The following is a 22,759-nucleotide window of genomic DNA, read 5'->3' on the forward strand; positions in this document are numbered from 1 at the left end:
ATTCATATATAACACCTAATATAAATCTAAATACCTATTACTTTTTTCACAAAACAAAAAGAGCCGTATCATACGGCTCTTTACTCTTCTTTCTCAGAATGGCGTTTTTTCAATACGTCAAGCACATCATCCAGCGGCAGGGATTGTTCTCTGAGCAGGACAAGCAGGTGATACAGCAGGTCTGCCGCTTCCCATTTGAGTTCCTCATGATCCCGGTTTTTCGCGGCGATGATGACTTCGGATGCTTCTTCTCCTACTTTTTTCAAAATCTTATCGACGCCTTCACGGAAGAGGTACGTGGTGTAAGCTCCTTCAGGCATTTCCGCTTGGCGTTCCGCGATCACCCGCTCCAGTTCGTTCATGATGCCGAATCGGTCCGCGGCCTGTTCTTCTGTTTGTTCCTTTGTAAAACAGCTGTAGCTGCCAGTGTGGCATGCCGGGCCTGACGGTTCTACGAGTACGAGCAGCGCGTCTTGATCGCAGTCATACCGGATACCTTTGACGGCTTGCGTGTTCCCTGAGGTTTCTCCTTTATGCCATAGCGCTTGGCGTGAGCGGCTGTAAAACCATGTTTCCTTCGTTTCCAGCGTTTTTTCGTACGATTCCTTGTTCATATACGCAAGTGTCAGCACTTCTTTGCTTGCCGCATCCTGCACGATAGCAGGAATTAATCCGTCCTCGTTAAAACGCAGTTCATCTGCCTGTTTCATCTCACATTCACCCCGTACTCTTTCAAGTATGATTTCACTTCTTTAATCGATGTTTCTTTATAATGAAAAATTGAGGCGGCCAGCGCGGCATCGGCTTCTCCTTTTGTAAAAGCCTCAAGCATATGCTGTGCGTTTCCCGCGCCTCCCGAAGCGATAACAGGGACGGGGACAGCTTCGGAAACAAGCTTTGTCAGCGTGTGGTCGAAGCCTTTTTTCTCACCGTCGGAGTCCATGCTTGTCAGCAATATTTCTCCTGCCCCGCGTTTGACGCCCTCTTTTGCCCACGCGGTAACCTCCCAATCTGTTTTCTTTCTGCCGCCGTGCGTGTAGACATTATATGTGTCAGATTCTTTGTCATACTTGGCATCAATGGCAAGAACGATGCATTGAGAACCGAAAAACTCGGCTCCTTCTGTAATCAGCTCAGGGCGGAGAACAGCTGCCGTGTTCACCGACACTTTGTCCGCTCCGGCACGCAGTATCGTTTTCATATCGCTGAGCTGATTGATGCCGCCGCCGACTGTAAACGGAATGGCAAGCTTCGCGGCAACCTGCTCCACAACGTCAACCATCGTCTTTCGTCCTTCGTGCGAGGCGGAGATATCAAGGAAAACAAGTTCATCCGCACCTTCCCGGTCGTACACTTCAGCGAGTTCAACTGGGTCACCTGCATCCTTCAATTCGAGAAATTGAATTCCTTTGACAACGCGTCCTTCTTTGACATCAAGGCATGGAATAATCCGTTTTGTGATCATTTGCGCTTCACCCTTTCAAGCGCCTCACACAGCGTAAACTGATTGGTATACAGCGCTTTTCCGATGATCGCTCCAGAGACGCCGTCCGCCTCATAGCGGGCGAGAGCTTCGAGATCCGCGACGGAGCTGACTCCGCCGGAAGCGATCACCGATTTCCCCGTTTCCTTAGCAAGCTCGACCGTGCTTTTAACATTGGGGCCTGACAGCATTCCGTCTGTCGCGATGTCAGTAAAAATAAAGACTTCCGCACCTTCATTGGCTAGCTCTTTGCCCAGTTCAGTTGCCTTAAGGGTTGATGTTTCCAGCCATCCCTCTGTTGAAACAAAACCGTTTCTCGCATCCAGTCCGATTGCAATTTTCTCGCCATATTGTTTCAGCATTTTTTTGACAAACGGAGGGTTAGAAACTGCTGAGCTTCCCAGGATCACCCGATCGACTCCTGCTGATAAATATTCATAGACGTCATTTTCGGAACGGATCCCGCCACCGATTTCGACTTTCAGGTTCAGCTTTTGCGTAATCTCAATCACATGGCGGTCATTCACTCTTTTCCCTTCTTTGGCCCCGTCGAGATCAACGAGATGGATCCATTCGGCACCCTCTTTCGCAAATAACTCAGCCATGTCGTACGGTGAATCGCCATATATCGTTTCCTTATTGTAATCCCCTTGAACAAGGCGGACACATTTGCCGTTTCTCATATCAATTGCCGGATATAATGTAAAAGCACTCATTTTTTCACCTTCTGTTCTGCTGCCATTTTCGTAAATTGAGTTAAAATAGACATTCCGACCGTGCTGCTTTTTTCCGGATGAAATTGGGCGCCGAAGACGTTTCTTTTTCCGACTACAGCAGGCACTCGTACACCATAATCGGCGCTTGCCAGAAGCGCGTTCTCCTCCATCCCGTCAATGTAATAGGAATGAACGAAGTAAGCGTAGCCTTGTTCTGTTTTAGTCAGCAGCGGAGATTCATTATGAAAAGAAAGACGATTCCAGCCCATATGCGGAACCTTCAGCTTGTTTCCTTTTTCATCTTCTGCTTTCAGCCTGACTGCTTTTCCTTTTAACAGCCCGAGTCCTGAAGCGGTGCCGTTTTCTTCGCTTTCTTCAAATAAAAGCTGCATGCCGAGGCAGATCCCTAGAAGCAGTCTTCCCTCTGAGACCATATCGTGAATCAATTGATCAAGCTTCGTGTAGCGCAAATTGTCCATCGCGTCTCCAAATGAACCAACTCCCGGCAAAATGAAGGCATCAGCTTCTTTCAGCTCCTCCGGCTTTTCAGAAACAAAATACGACACGCCGACACGTTCAAGCGCCTTTGAGACACTGTATAAATTCCCCATTCCGTAATCTATCACGCCGATCATTTACAGCATCCCTTTCGTTGACGGTATTCCTTTAACTCGCGGATCGATCGTTGTCGCTTCATCAAGCGCACGTCCCAGTGCTTTAAAAACGGCTTCAATCATGTGGTGGGTGTTTGTGCCATAATGAACGATGACGTGCAGGTTCATTCGAGCTTCGAGCGCCAGCTTCCACAAAAATTCATGTACAAGCTCCGTATCGAAAGTTCCGACTTTAGCAGCCGGGAAATCAGCGCGCATTTCTAAGTGCGGCCGGTTGCTTAAATCAATCACAACTTGAGCAAGTGCCTCATCCATCGGCACAAACGCCGATCCGTAGCGTTTGATTCCTTTTTTATCGCCCAACGCTTTGAGCAGCGCCTGCCCTAAGCAGATGCCGATATCTTCAGTCGTGTGGTGATCATCTATATCAACATCACCTTTTGCGTTAATGGAAAGATCGAATTGGCCGTGTTTCGTGAATAAATCCAACATATGTGTCATAAACGGCACATCTGTTTTGATATCCGCTTGTCCCCCGCCGTCTATTGTAAATGCCAGCTCAATATCTGTTTCGTTTGTTTTCCTGACGCGTTCCGCTTTTCTCATTTAGAAATCCTCCGTTCTCTCGCTTCAATTGATCTGGCATGGGCTTCTAACCCTTCCAGTCTGGCAAAAGCCGCGATGCTTTCGGCATGTTCTTCAAAGGCTGATTGACTGTAAGAAATAATGCTCGATTTCTTTTGAAAATCAGTTACGTTTAATGGACTTGAAAATCTGGCTGTTCCGTTTGTCGGAAGCACATGGTTCGGTCCAGCAAAATAATCACCGACAGGCTCAGGGCTGTATCTGCCTAAGAAAATTGCACCCGCATGTTTGATACTGCCAAGCAAAGCTTCCGGAGACTGTGTTATGATTTCTAAATGCTCTGGCGCGAGTGTATTGACAGTATTAATCGCTTCCACCATTGTTTCCGCCACATATATACAACCGTAATCTCTCACTGAAGTTTCCGCTATTTCTCTTCGCGGCAAGGTTTTCAGCTGCTTACTCACCTCGGCTGAAACCGCCTCGGCCAGCGCCATGGAATCTGTGACAAACACACATGAGCTGAGCTTATCGTGTTCCGCCTGTGACAGCAGATCGGCTGCAATTTCGCTCGGAATCGCTGTTTCATCAGCCAGCACGACGATTTCACTAGGTCCGGCAATCATATCGATATCGACATCGCCGAACACTTCTCGTTTGGCAAGCGCGACATAAATGTTGCCCGGACCCGTGATTTTATCCACCGGTTCAATGGTTTCTGTTCCGTATGCTAACGCCGCAATCGCCTGAGCGCCGCCCATTTTGTAAACATCTTTTATGCCCAGCTCGGCTGCTGCAACCAAAACTCCAGGAGACAGCAGACCGTCTTTTCCCGGAGGCGTGACGAGAACGATTCTTTCAACGCCCGCTACGAGCGCCGGAATCACATTCATCAAAACAGATGAAGGATATTCGGCCGTTCCCCCCGGCACATATACACCGGCGGAATCCAGCGCCGTCACTTTCTGCCCCAGCATTGTGCCGTCCTTTCTGTGATAAAACCAGGAGGATTGCAGCTGTCTTTCGTGATATTCCCTAATATTTTCGATTGCCTGCCTAATCACCTGAAGAAGACGTGAATCCAGTGAGGTGTATGCCTCCTCAAATTCTTCTTTTGTGACCAGCGGACTGTCTATTTCGATGCCGTCAAATTTCGCCGTGTAGCTGCGAACCGCCTGATCACCGTTTGCTTTAACATCTTCTATAATGGACCGGACCGTCTTTCTTTGCTCTTCCGTTCCGGCATCGATGGAACGCTTGAGAGAAAGCCGTTCCGCTCCGCTGATGGTTTTGATCTTCATTTTGCCGTCTCTCCTTCCACAACGAGAGATAGGCGGGATGCCATTTCGTCAATCACATCGTCTTTCATGCGATAGCTTACCGGGTTGACAATAAAGCGAGAGGTAATGTCACAAATGTGCTCCGTTTCAACAAGCCCATTTTCTTTCAGCGTCTGTCCTGTGGAAACAATGTCCACTATCCGATCTGCAAGCCCAATGAGCGGAGCCAGTTCAATTGAACCGTTGAGCTTAATAATCTCGACTTGTTCTCCCTGCTCTCTGAAATAACTGGAAGCCACATTCGGATACTTTGTCGCGATTCTTGGCGCTACTCCGCTCCAGTCTGTATTCGGAAGTCCGGCGACAGCTAAGTGGCATTTGCTGATTTTTAAATCCAGTACCTCATACACGTCGCGTTCCTCCTCCAGCATGACATCCTTGCCCGCAATTCCGACGTCTGCCACGCCATGCTCCACATACGTAGTTACGTCCATCGGCTTCGCTAATATGAAACGAAGATTTTCCTCCGGCACATCGATGATCAATTTTCTCGAATCTTCAAACTCCTCAGGGAGCCTGTAGCCTGCCTGCCTCAGCAGCCCTGCCGCTTCTTCAAATATCCGGCCCTTTGGCATCGCCATTGTGAGTAACTTACCCATTTTGCTCTTCCTTTCTGGCACCGATAAAATAAGTGACGTTTGCAAAAGATTTTGTCATCTGGTCGATATTTTCTATTCCCGATAAATCTTGAAGAACCACTTTGTTCCCTTTCATGCGTTCTTCATTCGCATAAGCGATGGCTTGCGCCCGCTGCTCTTTGCTGAAAATAACAGCGTCTATATCACAAGGTTCTTCTTTCATATGAAGGGCTTCAATCAGCCGGTCGATCCGAAGCCCGAAGCCTGTTGCCGGTGCAGGTGAATCAAAATGGCCCAGCAGCTTGTTGTAACGGCCGCCGCTTCCAATGACAAAACCGACATTCTCGGCGTACACTTCAAATAAAATCCCTGTGTAATAGCTCATGTGGCTGACCATATTCAGATCCAGGCGGACATTTTCCGTACATCCGTAATCCTCAAGAATGTCCCACAGCGCCTTCAGCTCATCAACCACGCTTTTTCCTTGCGCAGAATCGACGATTTCCTCGGCACGTCCGCATACTTCTATACCGCCCCGCAGTTCAAGGAGCTCAAGCAGCCTGCTTTTATCAATGGAGGAAAGCGGGAGAGACTTGACATGCTCTCTGTAGCCGACGTAGTTCTTTTCATATAAGAACCTCCGCAGCACATCAGCTCGTTCAACGTTCCCGAGCACCTCAACAAACAAAGCATCCGCAATGCCAGCATGGCCAATGGCAATTTTAAAGGATGCCAGCCCAGCGTTTTTCAATGCCCCGACGACTAAAGCAATGACCTCCGCATCCGCACTCGTCGTGCCGTCACCGATTAACTCCACTCCGACCTGCTCAAACTCAGCCGGACGTCCGCCTTCACGCTCCTGAGCCCTGAATACATTTGCCGCATAGCCGACTCTTAGCGGATGACCGTGTTTCAGAAGCTTCGATGCCGCCACCCTTGCAATCGGCCCCGTCATATCCGGGCGAAGCACCAATGTCTTGCCGTCCTGATCAAGTAGCTTAAACAGCTGTTGCTCTTCAATTGCTGACTGGACGCCAACCGTATCGTAAAACTCCAGTGTCGGCGTTTCCATAAATTGATATCCCCATTTATCAATCAAATCGGTTAACGATCGTCTCACCTTTTTTTTCGTTTCGTATAAACCGGGCAGTGTATCTCTCATGCCGTGCGGTTTTTCAAACATAAACATCAACCCGAGCACCTCCGCTGTTATCTTATGAAGGAAAATTCCGAATCCTTTAGTTCGCTAATATGATAATATGTTAGCAGATGAAAGAATGAAAATCAACGCTTAACTTCAGTAAGGATATTTTTAGTTCAAATATCCTTCTCCTCATTATGAAAAAATCATGAATAATGTATTAAAGGTACGTAATATCTCAAATTCTTTATGTTTGGCATGCTATAATACAAATCAAATAGAGAACAAGGAGATAAAGATGAAAACACTGCGAACTCTATGTGTCCTGATGATTCTTTCAGGCGTTATTTTTTTCGGACTTAAAATAGATGCAAAAGATATAGATATTCCTTTTTTGAACAGCCTTAAAAAAGTGGTTTCTGATAGCGATACAGACTCAGCTGCGAATAGCAAAAAGGAGCTGAAGGGAAGCGCAAAACCGCTGGATGTCATCCTTTACAATCAAATGGACGCACCCCGGCTCTATAACGGCTGTGAAGTAACAAGCCTTGCAATGGTGCTGAATTACGCGGGATACGACGTGACAAAAAACACCCTGGCAAATCAGGTTGCCACAGTGCCTTTGACATACAGCAGCGGATTAAAGGGTGATCCGAATGACGGATTTGTCGGGGATATGGCGAATGGCCCTGGTCTCGGTGTCTACCATCGACCGATCTATCAGCTGGCGAAAACCTATGCGGGAGACAAAGTGTTTGACCTGACTGGAAAAAGCATTTCTGCTGTTTATGAACAGCTTGAAAAAGGCAATCCAGTTTGGGTTATTACGACAGCCAACTTTACGCCAGTTGACAACATGCAGACATGGAAAACGCCAAACGGAACGATAGAGATTACGTACAGCGAACACAGCGTCGCCGTTACGGGATATGATGATAAATATGTGTATCTCAATGATCCGTATGGCTATAAAAACAGAAAAACCGATAGAACAAGCTTTGAAAAAGCGTGGAAACAAATGGGCAGCCAGGCCGTGGTTATTCAAAAGTAAACACCTGAAGCCTCACTATGCTCTATCCTGAGCAAATACGACAATATTCATGCTTTTTGTTTCAATCGGTAAGATTGATTCATTTTCCATTTATCATCCAGAATTATCTTTACTTTCAGGCTATCTGTTTTTATGATTAAAGCAGATTCAGCCTTGCCCCGATCTATGCGAGAGAAGCCGGTGCAAGTCGCTGACGCTTCTCTTGCAAAAAATGAAAGATATCCGGGGAGGATTTATCATTGAAAAAATTCGTGTCTATCCTATTTATGTTCGGTTTGGTTATGGGGTTCAGCCAGTTTCAGTCATCAACCGCTTTTGCAGCAGACAAAGTGGTGCACGAAACAATTATCGTACCAAAAAATACAACATATGACGGGAAAGGACAGCGGTTTGTGGCAGGGAAAGAATTAGGCGACGGAAGCCAGTCAGAAAACCAAGACCCTGTTTTTCGTGTGGAGGATGGTGCAACCCTGAAAAATGTGGTGCTTGGCGCCCCTGCCGCTGATGGCGTACACACTTATGGAAACGTTAACATTCAGAATGTGAAATGGGAAGATGTTGGTGAGGATGCGTTAACGGTGAAGAAGGAAGGAAAAGTGACGATCGACGGCGGTTCTGCACAAAAAGCGTCAGATAAGATATTCCAAATCAATAAAGCCAGTACATTCACAGTGAAAAACTTCACGGCAGACAATGGCGGAAAGTTCATAAGACAGCTTGGCGGTTCAACCTTCCACGTTGATGTGATCATCGATAAGTGCACCATCACAAACATGAAGGAAGCGATATTCCGGACGGACAGCAAAACAAGCACGGTCAGAATGACAAATACACGCTACTCTAATGTCGGTCAAAAATGGATTGGTGTTCAGCATATTTACGAAAACAACAACACTCAATTTTAACCAAAAAAGTCCGCTGATGTTATTCAGCGGACTTTTTCAATCTTTCTTGCATTTCTTCCTTCGTATAGATGATCCTCATCGGATTTCCGCCGACAAATGCGCCGGCAGGCACGTCTTTATGGACAAGTGTTCCGGCGGACACAACTGCGCCATCTCCTATTTTCACCCCGGGCAGAATGGTCGTGTTGGCACCAATCATCACTTCGTCTCCGATCAGAACTGTGCCGATCCGGTATTCGTGAATCAAATACTCATGGGCCAGAATGGTCGTATTGTACCCGATGATTGTATTTGTTCCGACTGAGATCTTTTCCGGAAACATGATATCTGGCATCACCATGAGGGCAAAGGATGTCTGATTTCCAACCTTCATCCGTAGAAATGTACGGTACAGCCAGTTTTTCATCCCTATAAACGGCGTATATCTCGCAATTTGAATGACAATGAAATTTTTGACGACCTTTAAAAAAGGTACCGTTTGATAGACATGCCACAGTGAGTTGGCCCCCGAGACCGGATGACGATCTGTTTTTCTCACAGATTACTTCACTCCAACGATTTGTAATAGATCACTCATTTTCTCAAGCATAAAATCCGGCTCATGCTTCGCCAGCATTTCCGGCCCTTTAATCGTCCATGCGACTCCTGCCGTTTTTGTACCGGCGTTTTTGCCTGCCAGCACATCGTGGTAATTATCTCCGACCATAATGGCTTCCTCGGGCTTGCTTCCTAACTGTTTCAGCGCTAACAGCACAGGCTCGGGATCAGGCTTTGCATTCGTCACATCATCAAGGGTGACAACTGTTTCAAAGAATTCGCCGATTCCCGTGAGCTTGAGGCCCATATTGACAGTATCTCTTAATTTTGTTGTCACAATTCCTAATGTAAAGCCGGCTTTTTTTAATGCATCCAGGGTCTCATATACCGTTTCATATTCAGTGACGAGTGAATCATGCATGTCATGATTGTACGCTCTGTACATAGCGATCATATCCTCGCATTTATCAGGGTCCATCGAAGAGAACGTATCAAAAAGAGACGGCCCGATAAATGCAAGGACATCTTCTCGTTTATACTTGCTCGGATAATAATGCTCCAGTGTATGCAAAAAGGACGCGATAATTAATTCATTCGTATTAATAAGCGTTCCGTCTAAATCAAACAGAATCGTCGTTACTTGTTTGTCACTCATATTGCTTCCTTTCCAACCGCTGAGGGTTTCCATTTTTTCCACGTGTGCGCAATAGCCATTGTCAGCAGAACTGCTGTGGTGACACGAATCAAAAGAAGCGGCCAGACGGGTATGCCAAGCGGAATAAAGACAAGTGTATCTTCCACGACCGCGTGGCAGGCAACGAGAAATATAAATGCCAATGTCATATCCCGCTTGCTCACGCCGTCATCCTCGACAGCTTTGATCATGACACCCGCTCCGTAGGCCAGACCAATCGTCAGTCCCGCCACCATCGTCATAGACGTATTTTTATTCATGCCAAGCAGCTGCGTAAACGGCGACAGCCACCTGGAAAACCGATGCAGCCAGCCTAAATCTCTTAAAAACTGGATGATAATCATCAGCGGGATGACAATTGCCGCCAGCTGCAAAACACCAAGTCCGGCTTTCGTTAATGCTTCTGCCAACATTCCTAGCCAGCTGTCTGGCGCCGCGCTCTTCGCAGCGATAAAACCGTACTGCGCCGTTTCCTTTCCGCCATGCCAAATGAGGTTGATGACGATGGCTGACACAGCGGCCAAACCGATGCGCACGGCCAATATGACGCCAATTCTGATACCAACCTTTGCGGCAACTGTCGATTCGATAATCAAGTTATGACAGAAAGAAAGCATAACAGCTAAAATAAAGACTTCTTTCACAGATAAATCCAATGTTAAAATCCCGGCAATTCCCGCATACAGATTCAGCATATTTCCCAGTACAAGCGGAATGGCCGCTTCACCAGAAAGCCCGAAGAGACCCATTACCGGTGTAATCAGCCGTACAAGCCAATCCATGACAGGGGTATGCTGAAGCAAAGTGACCAATAGCGTTACCGGGAAAATCACTTTACCCAGCGTCCATGTTGTTTGAAAACCTGCTGCAAGACCGGCCAGAAAGATCTTCTTCATCCCTCATCCCCCTTTGTTAACGTCTACTCCGCGTACCGCTCCTTCGAGTATCCCTTGACGCGTCTGAAGATGATGGCTGCCACAGCCAAAACAATTAATACGATTGAAATCACCTGAGCGATGCGAAGTGAATCAGTCAGCATTAAGCTGTCAGTCCGCATTCCTTCAATAAAGTATCTTCCGATTGAATACCAAATGATATAGATCAAGAACATCTCGCCTCTACGCAAATTCGCTCTGCGCAGCAGCAGTAAAACAATGACGCCGACAAAGCTCCATAGTGATTCATATAAAAAAGTAGGATGATAATATTGCCCATTGATATACATTTGATTGATGATAAATTCAGGCAGGTGCAGGTTTTCTAAAAAGGCTCTGCTGACAGCCTCGCCGTGCGCTTCCTGATTCATGAAGTTCCCCCAGCGCCCGATCGCCTGGCCGAGCAAAATGCTGGGCGCGGCAATGTCCGCAAGCTTCCAGAACGAAAGTTTTTTCACTCTCGAAAACACATAACCCGTTAAAATGGCGCCGATTAATCCGCCATGAATGGCAATGCCGCCCTTCCAAATCTTAATGATTTCTCCCGGATGTGCCGCATAATAATCCCATTCAAAGGCAACGTAATAAATTCGCGCGCAAATAATCGCAATCGGAATGGCAAACAGGACAAGATCAATAAACGTATCTTTCTGCAGCCCCCGTTTTTCACTTTCCCTCATCGCAATCCACAGCCCGAGCAAAGCGCCGAGACCGATAATGATTCCGTACCAATGGACAGCTAACGGCCCCAGCTGAAATGCTATCGGATTGAGTGGTTCTATCGCTTCATTCATTTAACGCCAACTCCTATTCTTCTTGTTCACCGTCTTCAATGACGTCCGCCAGCTTGTTGGTAAATTGTTCAGCGGCATTCAGCCCCATCCGCTTCAATCTGAAGTTCATTGCTGCCACTTCGATGATGACTGCAAGATTTCGGCCTGGGCGGACGGGAATCGTCAGTTTTGTAATTTCTGTATCAATGATTTTCATGGTCTCTTCCTCAAGTCCGAGCCGGTCGTATTGCTTGCCCTGCTCCCAAAGTTCAAGGTTCATGACAATCGTGATTCGTTTATTGCTTCTGACCGCGCCGGCGCCAAACAGCGTCATCACGTTGATAATGCCAAGCCCCCTGATTTCAAGGAGATGCTCAATTAATTCCGGAGCGTTTCCGACAAGGGTATCCTGATCCTCCTGCCGAATTTCAACGCAATCATCGGCAACAAGGCGATGCCCTCTTTTCACAAGCTCCAGCGCTGTTTCGCTTTTTCCGACGCCGCTCTTTCCTGTGATCAGCACGCCGACACCATATATATCGACAAGGACGCCATGAATTGCTGTGGTAGGCGCCAGCCTGCTCTCAAGGAAGTTGGTTAAACGGCTTGACAGTCTTGTCGTTTTCAGCGGCGATCTGAGGACAGGCACCCCATTTTTCTCGGAGGCGTCAATCAGCTCCTGCGGGATGGGCATATCTCTAGAAAGAATAATAGCTGGTGTTACATCAGTGCACAGAGAATCCATTCGCTGTTTTTTCTCCTCTTCAGGAAGCTGTTCAAAGAAAGAAAGCTCTGTTTTTCCGAGAAGCTGCACGCGCTCTCTCGGGTAATATGTAAAATATCCGGCAATTTCAATGCCTGGTCTTGATAGGTCACTCATTGTAATCGGGCGGTTAATTCCTTCTTCTCCGCTGATTAATTCCAAATTGAACTGTTCCATTACGTCTTTTGTGCGAACCTTTGCCACGATATGTTCCTCCTGTTCCGGGCTGCCCCGAGCTTGCTCACAATACTTTCATTTTATCACTTTCAGGCTTGAACCTAAAACAGATTTTATAAAAGGGTGGGAAAACACCTCAGCTGGTCTAGATCACTAGTCTGAAAAAGAGTAAAATAAAGGTATTCAAATTCCAGAAAGGCGGATCATCTATGGCAGAGAGTCTTCTTATCAAAGACATTGCGATCGTGACAGAAAATGAAGTAATCAAAAACGGCTATGTCGGAATCAATGACGGAAAAATCAGCACAGTCTCAACAGAACGGCCCAAGGAGTCATATTCAAAAGAGATTCAAGCACCTGCGGATTCCGTTTTGCTTCCCGGCATGATTGACATTCATATCCACGGCGGCTATGGCGCAGATACGATGGATGCAAGCTTTTCTGCGCTCGACATCATGTCGTCAAGACTTCCCGAAGAAGGCACGACGAGCTTTTTAGCCACAACGATTACCCAAGAGCATGGGAACATTTCTCAAGCTTTGGTGAACGCAAGAGAGTGGAAAGCGGCTGAAGAGTCCTCTTTATTAGGTGCAGAACTGCTCGGTATTCATTTAGAGGGCCCCTTTGTTTCTCCTAAAAGAGCCGGAGCGCAGCCAAAAGAGTGGATTAGGCCTTCGGATGTTGCGCTTTTCAAAAAGTGGCAGCAGGAGGCGGGCGGACTGATCAAAATTGTTACACTTGCGCCAGAGGAGGATCAGCATTTTGAACTGATCCGCCATTTGAAAGACGAATCGATTATCGCATCCATGGGGCACACGGATGCCGATTCCGCATTGCTGTCGGATGCCGCAAAAGCAGGGGCGAGCCATATGACTCATCTGTACAACGCGATGAGCCCGTTTCATCACCGAGAGCCCGGAGTGATCGGAACGGCGCTGGCCCATGATGGGTTTGTGACAGAGCTTATCGCCGATGGCATTCACTCCCATCCTTTAGCTGCAAAGCTTGCTTTTTTGGCGAAAGGCAGCAGCAAGCTCATTTTAATTACCGATTCCATGAGGGCAAAAGGCCTGAAAGACGGCGTTTATGAGTTCGGCGGCCAAAGTGTGACGGTAAGAGGACGAACAGCTCTTCTTTCAGACGGAACCCTTGCCGGTTCGATCCTCAAAATGAACGAGGGCGCACGGCATATGCGTGAGTTTACAAATTGCTCTTGGACGGATATAGCTAATATAACTTCTGCAAACGCGGCCAAACAGCTGGGCATCTTTGACCGAAAAGGCAGTGTGACTGTGGGAAAAGATGCAGATTTGGTGATTGTCAGCAGTGATTGCGAGGTGATTCTCACCATTTGCCGCGGAAACATTGCATTTATATCCAAGGAGGCTGACCAGATATGAAAGTAATGGAATGTCAAACGTATGAAGAGCTAAGCCAAAAAGCAGCCAGAATAACGGCAGATACAATCAAAGAAAAACCTGATGCCGTTCTCGGGTTAGCGACGGGCGGCACACCGGAAGGCACTTATCGCGAGCTGATCCGCCTGCACCAAACTGAGAATCTCTCATTTCAAAACGTCACTACAGTTAATTTGGATGAGTACGCCAGACTTTCAAGCAATGACCCGAACAGCTATCACTTCTATATGAATGACCGTTTATTTCAGCATATCGACAGCAAGCCTAGCCGGCATTTTATTCCGAATGGAAATGCAGACGATTTGGAAGCCGAATGCAGACGGTATGAACAGCTAGTCGAGTCCCTCGGCGGCACTGACATTCAGCTTCTCGGCATCGGCCGAAACGGACACATCGGCTTTAACGAACCGGGAACCTCTTTCAAGTCGCGAACTCATGTTGTGACATTAAATGAGCAAACCCGCCAAGCGAATGCCAGATATTTTCCTTCCATAGACAGCGTGCCGAAAAAAGCACTGACAATGGGAATTCAAACGATACTCTCAAGCAAGCGCATTCTGCTGCTTATTTCTGGAAAAAGCAAAGCGGAAGCTGTTCGTAAGCTGTTAGAAGGAAACATCAGCGAAGATTTTCCCGCATCTGCTTTGCACCTGCATTCCGATGTTACGGTTTTGATTGATCGTGAAGCCGCGTCATTAAGACCTTGAAAGGAACATGCTGACTTATGAATATCAATAAACAATCGCCTATTCCGATTTACTATCAGATTATGGAGCAATTAAAAACCCAAATTAAGAACGGAGAGCTGCAGCCGGATATGCCTCTTCCTTCCGAGCGCGAATATGCCGAACAATTCGGGATCAGCCGGATGACAGTTCGCCAGGCGCTTTCTAATTTAGTTAATGAAGGCTTGCTCTATCGCCTGAAAGGACGGGGCACCTTTGTCAGCAAGCCAAAAATGGAACAAGCACTTCAAGGGCTGACAAGCTTTACCGAGGATATGAAAAGCCGCGGGATGACACCGGGCAGCAGGCTCATTGATTATCAGCTTATTGATTCAACTGAGGAGCTCGCGGCTATATTAGGCTGCGGGCACCCCTCCTCTATCCATAAAATCACTCGGGTGCGGCTGGCAAATGATATTCCAATGGCGATTGAGTCCTCACATATTCCGTTTGAGCTTGCGGGTGAATTGAACGAATCGCATTTTCAGTCGTCGATCTATGCTCATATTGAAAGGTATAACAGCATACCGATTTCCCGTGCAAAACAGGAGCTTGAGCCAAGCGCTGCCACCACGGAAGAAGCGAACATTCTTGGTATTCAAAAGGGAGCGCCAGTCCTATTAATTAAACGAACAACATATCTGCAGAACGGAACTGCTTTTGAGCATGCAAAATCCGTATACAGAGGCGACCGTTATACATTTGTCCACTATATGGATCGTCTTTCATAAAAAAAAGCCTCCAACCCTTTTTAAGGATTGGAGACATGGCGAAAATCAAACTGGTCTGGTGCCGGACGATATGTTTCTTTTTTCGTCTTGAACTTCCAGATCGGTGATTTCGTTTTGCCGTTAAAACTGTCTTCCACTATAATGTACCAATAATAAACAGACTGCGGTTCAAGGTGATCCCAGCGGAATTCAGCTGTATCCCCGCTCTTCACTTGCTCCCGTTTTCCGAGCTCTTCATTGGTATAAACATTACATTCAAAATAATCGGTTTCCACCTTTTTGATTCTTGGCTTCAAATCAAGCGAAAGGGAAAATTCATCCTTGTTGCCATAGGTATCCGTATCATAGTAATTCTTATCCTTTACATACGGAGAATACGTCGATACGTGCACCATGTCATTGGCCTGGTCAAATTGAAGCAAACGCAAATACCCTTGACCGCCTTCTGGCCCGCCCTGATAATCGGCCAGCATTTGATGTACAAGACGATCCGGCTTCCCATCACCATCATCATCCAGCTCATCTGTTTTTCTCATCGCACTATGATAATGCCCGCTCAATACCATCACGACATTCGGGTTCGGCTTTACGATTTCTTTGAATATTTTCTCCCCGATCGGGCTTCTGTTTCCGCTGACCAGCAAATACTCATGAAAAGCTAAAATTGCCATCCGGTCAGGGTGTTTCTTCAGCACCTGATTCATCCACGCGATGTCTTCATCCGTAATGCCCCATCCCATGTACAGCATGATATAATCATTGCCGTTGCTAGAAATCAGGTCATAATGTCCGCGGTTGTTTTTATAGGAACCGCCATAATGCAATTTTTTATCAAAACGATCGCTGCCAAAATATTTGCCAAACGCCCTGTAGGAGCCGTCCTTATGCCCGACATCGTGATTGCCGGCCAGCACGCCGTAAGGTATTCCGCTCTTATCCAGAACGGACATTGACCGATCAGCGTTTTTCCACTGTCTGATATCGGCGGAATCATCTACAATATCACCCGTGTGGAACACATATTTGATATTGAGCTGCTTTTGGTTATCTTTTATCCATTCGGTCTGTTTATCAAAAATATGCGGATAGCTTTCGGCGTAATACTGTGTATCAGACATCCAGACAAATGTGTACATATCCTTAGCAGGAGGAATTTCATCCTGTACAATCACATTCATTTTCGACTCCCGTACAAAATCGGCGGCAATCACAGACGCTTTCAGCGTAAACGGTTTGTCATCCTTCGCGACGAAGCTGTCAACAGGCTGCCATTCGTTTGTCCGATAATTCCAAGCATACATCGTCACCTTTCTCCCCGGCAAAGAACTGCCCTTCCAGACTGCTTCTGCCAGATCATTCTCATCAATTGATAGATCAACCGTCACTTCAAAGCGATGATAAGGGAAAAGCTCTTTGTTTTCTGTCGATACTGTTTTTCCATCAGCAGCTGATACCCGCTCCAATTCTTTATTCGTAAATGGGGTCTCCCTTTCCGGCACAAAGCTTTTCGGCGGTTCAGTCAGTGACGCGTGCTTAAATATTTTCACATGATTGCGCGCTGTATATTGAAATCCCCTATAAAAACCAACATCCATGGCATCATTCGTCGGATCTTTCACCCGTACAGAAAGCTTGGCCTTATGCGTGTCGGCTTCGCTGTCTATAACCTCCGGCTGGTCCGGATGCTCTCGTTCGGTTTTAAACGTCCTCTCAATCACTGTTTTATTGCCCGCGAGATCCGTTGCTGTCACTTTTAGAGAATGTTTTCCCGGCAAAAGGTCAGAAGATGACGTATGATATGGGAGTGTAATGCTTTCTCCATCTAAAGACGCCTTCGCTTCCTCGATTTTGCTCCATTTATCATACATATCCGCCTGCAGGATAAGGTTTCCTTTATACGTTTGCCCCTCGGTGATATTCGGCTCAATGTGAGGTCCTGAATTATCTACCCGTACAACCAGGCTGACATTTTCCTTGCCGTCGCTTGCTTGAATATGGTGAGCGCCTTCAGAAAGCTTTGATGTATCCCACTCCAGCAGCTGTGATGTAAACAGTCCGTCAGGCAGATTGAACTGAAATTGCCAGCTTTTATTCGAGCGCTGATTATCGCCAATAAAGAGTTCCTTCTCAGGGGACACCCTCTGATCCCTGATCACCGTTCCATCCGATAACACCAATCGGGCGTTTTTGACTAAGAAGTCATCACGGTTTTCAGCCGTATCAAACGGAGACACCTTCGAACCCGATCGTATTGTAATACGCTGCAGCTGCTTCCCTTTCCGAAGCAGTGTCTCTGGCAATGGAACAGAATAGGTGCGGTATTTATTTGTTGTATCATCGAACACCTTCAGCACTTTGCCTTCCATCGTTACCGCGTTTTTAAAATAAAGGTTCGTTTTCCTCGTATCGAATGCAAAATATACTTCCTTTTCCATCGCAGGCTCTGTCACTTGTTTTTTCCCGTCAATCCACAGCTTAATGCTGTCAGCTCGCCCTTCTGTCGTGGCTTTGAGAAATTGAGTTCCCGACAGCGTGTCTCTGTTTTCAATATTCAACCGCAGACCGTGCGCCTTGCTTGTTTGTTTAATATCAATCATTTTGACCGGCGTTCTCGCTTCATTGATCCCGTCCCCGGCCGCCACATAATACTCTAGTTGATCCTTCCCGATCAATTCAGGCGAATACACAATATAATGGTAGAGATTATCGTTACGGTCTTTTTCAGCAAGAATTCGCTTAAACGGTTTGTTCTCATCCGTCCGGTAGTAAAAGGCAGCTGTTTTCACTAGACTTCGGTCCCGTATGTCAGCCCGCAGCTCAATGCTTTCAGCAGGGCGGACAGGCTTGCGGTCAGTCAAATCCTCAATAACCGGCTTTTCTTTATCGAGCTTGATTTTCCGTTTCTGGTCGGGCACCTGTGCCTGTAATACGGTTCCGGGAGACGGATTCTTTTCCCCGATTGAAATGTTCAGAAGTTCTGCTGTTCCGTTCAGTGGATACTTATAAAGCACTGATGACAGCCGACGCAGCGCATGTTTCCGATAATGCGCAACCGAAATGTCCTTTCCTGTATTCGTTGATATCACAACGGCCCGCGGTCTCGTATTGGCCATACCCTCTGTCTCGTCTATCACCGCGAGATTTTTTCCTTCTTTAAGTTGTGTCTGATAATAACGATTGAAATCCTCTGACGTCAATTCTGGATGCCCGGCAGGCTTCAGCCAGACGACAAACGTTTCGCCGGATGGTATCAAGATCCTTTCATCAGGTCTCCAAATCAGATCGGAGTCAGGCCCTTCTTTTGGGTAGCGGTAACGGATATGGTAGTCTTTAAAATCAATCGTTCTGTCAGTCGTATTAAAAATCTCAATAAATTCATAACCGTCTGCGCGTCCTATATTCTTCGTATCAACTGCCAGTTCTGTGATCAGAAGCTCCGGAATATGGGCAAGGTCAGCCTGGTATCCTTCAAGCTTCAGTTTCTTCGTCTCCGACTCAACCCGCTGCTTCCCATTCGACATCACAATGTAATACTCAAGCTCGCTGTTCCAAATCAAACGTTTCGGAATTTGTGCCAAAAACTTGCGGACCGCTCCGGGGGTCGGGTCCATCGGCACCATTTTGTAGCCCAGCTCATTACTTTGTTTATAAAAAAGAAAGGCGGAAAATGCTTGATACGAATTATCGCGAACTTGAGCCTCAATCATTAGATTGCTTCTCATTTCAGCTTTCACATCAATTTGAGGAGGATTTTCAAGCAAGGGTATGTAATGAGGCGTCTGAAATGGTTCCTGCTGAACAACAGGAACAACTTTCGATTCATGATGGCCGCCAGACAAAACGGAAAGAAAAGACAATAATATAGAAGCAATAACCGTGTATTTCCTCATCAAAGCACCTCCCTTTTCATGTATTTTGCGTCTGAACAGGGAAGCTTATGAGTTCATTTTTAAACAATATCCAATCTGACAAAGCAGATAGTATACGACATATACGCGGGACTGCTGACAAAAAGCGAACACTTCACTTCACAATTTTTTAAGGAGGCTGCAGAACATGTAAAAAAGCTGCCTTTGCGGGCAGCTTTTTTTTATTTTTTTCTAAGCGGCTCTAAAATGCCTTTTTGAATCAGCAAATGGAAGACCGACAGGATAACGGATGCCCATATCGCTGTGCCGAAGCCGTCGATTTGAAAGCTGTCACCCATAATGGACGCGGTCATCATAAGCGTGATGGCGTTAATCACAAACAAGAAGAGTCCAAGCGTCACCATCGTGACTGGCAGTGTAAAGATAATCAAAAGTGGTTTAATCAGCACGTTTAAGATCGATAAAATGAGGCTGGCGATAATCGCTGCCCCGATGCTGCTGATATGGATGGAGTCAATATATCCATCAATGACGATTAATAACAATGCATTGACTAAAATGCTGACTGCCCATTTTACCATGTCATTTCATATCCCTTTCTGACGGGACGATAAAAATCCAAATGATATAAATGAGCAAAACCGGCAAGACACTTGTCATAATGGCTAAGATGACAGTTATGACTCTGAGGAGTGATGCGTCCCAATTGAAATATTCCGCGAGACCTCCGATAACACCGGCGATTTTCTTATTTTTTTCTGAGCGATAAAGCTTATTCATTCGATCACCTCTGTGAGTACTTTAGTTTGATGGCGCCTGTTAGTGATTCTGAGAAGACGGTGATGTTTTGATCATGTGCCTGATTTGAAGTGAACATCATTTCTTTTTGAATGGTATCATTTTTTTCCTTCAGCATCTCAACATCCATTAATTCATGGGACAGCGAACCAAGATTGCTTTTCAGCTCTGCCTTCACTGCGAGATCGTCCGGAATCGCAAGCTCCACACTTCCAGTCGTTGTTTTTGCATAAATGGAGCGGCAGTCTGATTCTGTTACGTTAATCGCAATATTTCCGTTAAAGCTTTGAACGTCAATGGATTCGCTTTTCCCTCGGAGATCGATCAATCCGTTAATGGTTTCCGCTTCTATCGTTCCGCAGCTGTGGCTGGCGAGCTTAATTTGCCCGTTGGCCGTTTCAGCTATGGCTTTTTCGGCTGTTAAGTGCGAGAACGACAGCACGCCGTTTGTCGTTTTCGCTGAGAACTCTTTTACATGTAAATGTTCCCCTCTGACCGGACCGTTAAACAGCTTCACCCGAATCTTATCATACTCCTTCTGAGGAATATACAAAGTGACATTCGTTTTCATCGTCTTTTTCTCAGTACGGATAAAAAACTTATTTCCTTTGATTTCACATTCAATATGCTGAAGAAATGCGTGTCTCGCCGCATCCTGGCTGTCAGCGCGATATACCTTCGCCTGGCATTCCGCTCTGATATCGTCATCTTCCCAAGGGACGATATTCACGCTGCCGTTGGCAATTTGCAGCTCAACACTGGAAAAGTCAGTATCTTTAAATTGAAAAATGTGCTGAACATCATACGCATGGCCAAAGTTTAAATCAAGGTCAACTTCCTTGACCTTTTTCACAGCAGAATCAATCCAGTCAAACAGCTTGGCTCCTAAAGACGGTTTGCCGCTTTCTTTTTTTGCCGTTGTAAATGGCTCTTCCTCGTCATGAACGTGAACTGAGAGCGCTGTGATTTTCTCTTCTTTTTCCTTGTAGTCGCTGTCAAGCTTTTCAATCAGTGTCAAAGCTTCTTGTGCTGTAAGCTTTCCTTCCTCAACAAGCTTAAGGATTCGTTCCTTTTCTTGCTTCATTACGATCTCCTCCCCATTGTCTACTTATGCTGCACGCAGGACCTTAATGCCCTGAATCACATTCCAAATGATAATGCCAATGACAACTAAGAAATAAATAACCGCTCCCCCGATGATTACAAATACAGGGAGCAAGCTGTCTCCATCAATCGCAACGGCTCCGCCAAGTAAAGCAATAAAAAGGAACAGCCAGCCGACAAACGGAACTATGTGAGAAATAAGAGAGCGTATCGCATGGCGTTTTGTTTCTTTCTCATTTACAACAAAATATGCGACAATCGGCACAATGATTGGCGCAATGAACACACTGAAATAACAAAGTGATGCAATAATAGCTTGATTACGGTTCAATTCATTCCACACTCCTATTGTGAATTGTCCATGACAAAAGATCAGGGACGTTTTACTTATTTATACGTTTAAAATCTTCTCAGGTTTCAAATTCATTCTTTAGACATGCCCCAATTTACGGAAATTGGATTTTAAAAAGTTTTAGAAGTAGAATCTTCCGGCTATACCGATTACAATATGTAAAAAGCTTACGGCAACCAAGGAGGCTGGACAAGCAATGGAGAAAGATCCCAGTGACTATACAGTAACACAAGAATCAGTGTTAAAGCTGATTCATGAACAAAAAAGAATGAATCGTGAAATGATCGCCGAGCTTGAGCAGATTCACGGACCCTTCCCGATCTCTCACGATATCCAATATATAAAAGTGCTGCTCGACAGCAGCAACACGCATATTGTTCAAGATTTAATGAGTGTAAGTAAGCAGCTGTATAAGAAGACTTTGTAATTGCGGAAAACATATCATTCATTATAACTGAAACAAAGCTAAAGGTTAGATGACAATATCTTGCCTTTTTTGTTTTGAAAAAACAAGTGATTCCCTGGCTGTCACAAAATGATTGTAACAAAAAAAGCCTGCCGGCACATCCAGTTAATGGACTCTGTCGGCAAGCTGTAACTATCAGAAAGAGATAGCCGTTCAAAATTAACGTAACAATTGAAGCACGTTTTGCGGCTGTTGGTTTGCTTGAGCAAGCATCGCTTGAGAAGCTTGAGAAAGAATGTTGTTCTTTGTGAAATCGCTCATTTCTTTCGCCATGTCAACGTCACGGATGCGAGACTCAGCAGCTGTTAAGTTTTCAGAAGAAGCACCAAGGTTGTTAATTGTGTGCTCTAGACGGTTTTGTACCGCACCAAGTTTAGCACGTTGGTTTGAAACACTTGTAATTGCACTATCGATTTTAACAATCTCAGTGTCAAAACTAAAATCATCTGCTGAAACATCGATACCTTTTACTCCTAAAGTTGTTGCATCCATGTTACCAATTGTAACATTAATATTTTGGCCAGCATTTGCACCAATTTGGAATGTAAATCCTGCTGTTTCACTACCGTCTAAAAGTTTTTTTCCGTTAAATTCAGTACGTTGAGAAATTCCATCGATCTCTTCAGTTAAAGCATCCATTTCATCTTTAATTGCAGTTAAATCTTCAGTTTGCTGTGTACCTGTGTTTCCTGCTTGAACAGTAAGTTCACGCATACGTTGAAGGATTGCATGGGTTTCAGTCAATGCACCCTCAGCTGTTTGGATAAGAGAAATTCCGTCTTGAGAGTTTTTAGAAGCCATTTCAAGACCTCTGATTTGTCCTCTCATTTTTTCAGAGATCGCTAGACCCGCAGCGTCATCTCCCGCACGGTTGATGCGAAGACCTGAAGAAAGTTTCTCCATGTTTTTTGAGCTCGCACTGTTGTTTGAAGACAAACGGTTTAGTGTGTTAAGCGCTGCAATATTGTGGTTGATTCTCATGTGAAAAATACCTCCATGTGTAT

25 protein-coding genes are annotated in these 22,759 nt (G+C 45.8%); 6 read left to right on the forward strand and 19 right to left on the reverse strand.

The features are described 5' to 3' along the window. Positions 1-80: 80 nt before the first annotated feature. From hisIE to NSU05_RS17645, 8 genes are read right to left on the reverse strand one after another with little or no spacing between them, the layout of a single operon-like run. Complete coding sequence (hisIE, locus tag NSU05_RS17610) at positions 81-710, reverse strand: bifunctional phosphoribosyl-AMP cyclohydrolase/phosphoribosyl-ATP diphosphatase HisIE (RefSeq protein WP_015251143.1); 630 nt, start codon at positions 708-710, stop codon at positions 81-83. Next, entirely contained in the window at positions 707-1,465 is a 759-nt protein-coding gene (gene hisF, locus NSU05_RS17615) for an imidazole glycerol phosphate synthase subunit HisF (RefSeq protein ID WP_015251142.1), read from the reverse strand. Before hisF ends, hisIE begins: the two co-directional genes overlap by 4 nt. Then, positions 1,462-2,199: a 1-(5-phosphoribosyl)-5-[(5-phosphoribosylamino)methylideneamino]imidazole-4-carboxamide isomerase gene (gene hisA, locus NSU05_RS17620; RefSeq protein ID WP_017695280.1), complete on the reverse strand. Its 738-nt coding sequence runs from the start codon at positions 2,197-2,199 to the stop codon at positions 1,462-1,464. Before hisA ends, hisF begins: the two co-directional genes overlap by 4 nt. Beyond that, positions 2,196-2,834 (reverse strand): imidazole glycerol phosphate synthase subunit HisH, encoded by a 639-nt coding sequence (hisH, locus tag NSU05_RS17625; protein WP_038429718.1) that lies wholly within the window; start codon positions 2,832-2,834, stop codon positions 2,196-2,198. The genes hisA and hisH overlap by 4 nt, the downstream gene beginning before the upstream one ends. Beyond that, positions 2,835-3,419 carry an imidazoleglycerol-phosphate dehydratase HisB gene (gene hisB, locus NSU05_RS17630; protein ID WP_015714780.1) on the reverse strand — a complete coding sequence of 195 codons (585 nt, stop codon included), beginning with the start codon at positions 3,417-3,419 and terminating at the stop codon, positions 2,835-2,837. Further along, positions 3,416-4,699, reverse strand: a complete 1,284-nt coding sequence (gene hisD / locus NSU05_RS17635; protein WP_038429719.1) for a histidinol dehydrogenase — start codon at positions 4,697-4,699, stop codon at positions 3,416-3,418. Before hisD ends, hisB begins: the two co-directional genes overlap by 4 nt. Further along, positions 4,696-5,337 carry an ATP phosphoribosyltransferase gene (gene hisG, locus NSU05_RS17640; RefSeq protein WP_015251138.1) on the reverse strand — a complete coding sequence of 214 codons (642 nt, stop codon included), beginning with the start codon at positions 5,335-5,337 and terminating at the stop codon, positions 4,696-4,698. Before hisG ends, hisD begins: the two co-directional genes overlap by 4 nt. Beyond that, positions 5,330-6,505 carry an ATP phosphoribosyltransferase regulatory subunit gene (locus NSU05_RS17645; RefSeq protein ID WP_014481016.1) on the reverse strand — a complete coding sequence of 392 codons (1,176 nt, stop codon included), beginning with the start codon at positions 6,503-6,505 and terminating at the stop codon, positions 5,330-5,332. The genes hisG and NSU05_RS17645 overlap by 8 nt, the downstream gene beginning before the upstream one ends. A gap of 250 nt (positions 6,506-6,755) precedes the next feature. On the opposite strand from NSU05_RS17645, the gene NSU05_RS17650 reads away from it, so the two are divergent. Continuing rightward, positions 6,756-7,508 carry a C39 family peptidase gene (locus NSU05_RS17650; protein WP_015251136.1) on the forward strand — a complete coding sequence of 251 codons (753 nt, stop codon included), beginning with the start codon at positions 6,756-6,758 and terminating at the stop codon, positions 7,506-7,508. 239 nt (positions 7,509-7,747) lie between these two features. After that, entirely contained in the window at positions 7,748-8,413 is a 666-nt protein-coding gene (gene pelC / locus NSU05_RS17655; RefSeq protein ID WP_015251135.1) for a pectate/pectin lyase PelC, read from the forward strand. A 19-nt stretch (positions 8,414-8,432) separates the two neighbouring features. On the opposite strand, the gene hprF is transcribed toward pelC, so the two are convergent. Genes hprF through hprK form a run of 5 tightly spaced genes read right to left on the reverse strand, consistent with a single transcriptional unit; the run spans position 8,433 to position 12,319 of the window. Next, complete coding sequence (gene hprF / locus NSU05_RS17660) at positions 8,433-8,951, reverse strand: heptaprenylglyceryl phosphate O-acetyltransferase (protein WP_003228107.1); 519 nt, start codon at positions 8,949-8,951, stop codon at positions 8,433-8,435. Positions 8,952-8,954: 3 nt separating this feature from the next. Beyond that, positions 8,955-9,605: a pyrophosphatase PpaX gene (gene ppaX / locus NSU05_RS17665; RefSeq protein WP_017695285.1), complete on the reverse strand. Its 651-nt coding sequence runs from the start codon at positions 9,603-9,605 to the stop codon at positions 8,955-8,957. Further along, positions 9,602-10,540 (reverse strand): nucleoside recognition domain-containing protein, encoded by a 939-nt coding sequence (locus NSU05_RS17670; protein ID WP_017695286.1) that lies wholly within the window; start codon positions 10,538-10,540, stop codon positions 9,602-9,604. Before NSU05_RS17670 ends, ppaX begins: the two co-directional genes overlap by 4 nt. A gap of 23 nt (positions 10,541-10,563) precedes the next feature. Beyond that, the gene (gene lgt / locus NSU05_RS17675; protein ID WP_021480693.1) at positions 10,564-11,373 is read right to left on the reverse strand and encodes a prolipoprotein diacylglyceryl transferase; all 810 of its coding nucleotides are present in this window, start codon (positions 11,371-11,373) and stop codon (positions 10,564-10,566) included. 13 nt (positions 11,374-11,386) lie between these two features. After that, positions 11,387-12,319 carry an HPr(Ser) kinase/phosphatase gene (gene hprK, locus NSU05_RS17680; protein WP_003228097.1) on the reverse strand — a complete coding sequence of 311 codons (933 nt, stop codon included), beginning with the start codon at positions 12,317-12,319 and terminating at the stop codon, positions 11,387-11,389. A 182-nt stretch (positions 12,320-12,501) separates the two neighbouring features. On the opposite strand from hprK, the gene nagA reads away from it, so the two are divergent. From nagA to nagR, 3 genes are read left to right on the forward strand one after another with little or no spacing between them, the layout of a single operon-like run. Then, entirely contained in the window at positions 12,502-13,692 is a 1,191-nt protein-coding gene (nagA, locus tag NSU05_RS17685; protein WP_268554959.1) for an N-acetylglucosamine-6-phosphate deacetylase, read from the forward strand. Beyond that, positions 13,689-14,417, forward strand: coding sequence for a glucosamine-6-phosphate deaminase (gene nagB, locus NSU05_RS17690; protein WP_015714785.1), 729 nt, complete (start codon positions 13,689-13,691; stop codon positions 14,415-14,417). The genes nagA and nagB overlap by 4 nt, the downstream gene beginning before the upstream one ends. 17 nt (positions 14,418-14,434) lie before the next feature. Beyond that, positions 14,435-15,166 (forward strand): N-acetylglucosamine utilization transcriptional regulator NagR, encoded by a 732-nt coding sequence (gene nagR, locus NSU05_RS17695; protein WP_038429720.1) that lies wholly within the window; start codon positions 14,435-14,437, stop codon positions 15,164-15,166. Positions 15,167-15,186: 20 nt separating this feature from the next. Here the strand turns inward: nagR and NSU05_RS17700 are convergent, their stop codons facing one another. The 5 genes from NSU05_RS17700 to yvlA all read right to left on the reverse strand — a co-directional run bounded on the left by NSU05_RS17700 (position 15,187) and on the right by yvlA (position 21,268). Next, positions 15,187-19,056 carry a metallophosphoesterase gene (locus NSU05_RS17700; RefSeq protein WP_038429721.1) on the reverse strand — a complete coding sequence of 1,290 codons (3,870 nt, stop codon included), beginning with the start codon at positions 19,054-19,056 and terminating at the stop codon, positions 15,187-15,189. A gap of 200 nt (positions 19,057-19,256) precedes the next feature. After that, the gene (locus NSU05_RS17705; protein ID WP_003228066.1) at positions 19,257-19,616 is read right to left on the reverse strand and encodes a phage holin family protein; all 360 of its coding nucleotides are present in this window, start codon (positions 19,614-19,616) and stop codon (positions 19,257-19,259) included. A 1-nt stretch (position 19,617) separates the two neighbouring features. Then, entirely contained in the window at positions 19,618-19,815 is a 198-nt protein-coding gene (locus tag NSU05_RS17710; RefSeq protein WP_003228065.1) for a PspC domain-containing protein, read from the reverse strand. A gap of 4 nt (positions 19,816-19,819) precedes the next feature. Then, entirely contained in the window at positions 19,820-20,917 is a 1,098-nt protein-coding gene (locus tag NSU05_RS17715; RefSeq protein ID WP_014478112.1) for a DUF4097 domain-containing protein, read from the reverse strand. 24 nt (positions 20,918-20,941) lie between these two features. Beyond that, positions 20,942-21,268 (reverse strand): protein YvlA, encoded by a 327-nt coding sequence (gene yvlA, locus NSU05_RS17720; RefSeq protein ID WP_003244375.1) that lies wholly within the window; start codon positions 21,266-21,268, stop codon positions 20,942-20,944. A 217-nt stretch (positions 21,269-21,485) separates the two neighbouring features. Between yvlA and NSU05_RS17725 the strand changes: the two genes are divergently transcribed. Further along, positions 21,486-21,716: a hypothetical protein gene (locus NSU05_RS17725; protein ID WP_003235419.1), complete on the forward strand. Its 231-nt coding sequence runs from the start codon at positions 21,486-21,488 to the stop codon at positions 21,714-21,716. A 198-nt stretch (positions 21,717-21,914) separates the two neighbouring features. Here the strand turns inward: NSU05_RS17725 and hag are convergent, their stop codons facing one another. Next, positions 21,915-22,736, reverse strand: a complete 822-nt coding sequence (gene hag / locus NSU05_RS17730) for a flagellin Hag (RefSeq protein ID WP_029318328.1) — start codon at positions 22,734-22,736, stop codon at positions 21,915-21,917. Between the last annotated feature and the right edge of the window lie 23 nt (positions 22,737-22,759).

Origin of the sequence: Bacillus sp. EU52 (genome assembly GCF_037964975.1) — a bacterium.
Taxonomy (GTDB): domain Bacteria; phylum Bacillota; class Bacilli; order Bacillales; family Bacillaceae; genus Bacillus; species Bacillus subtilis.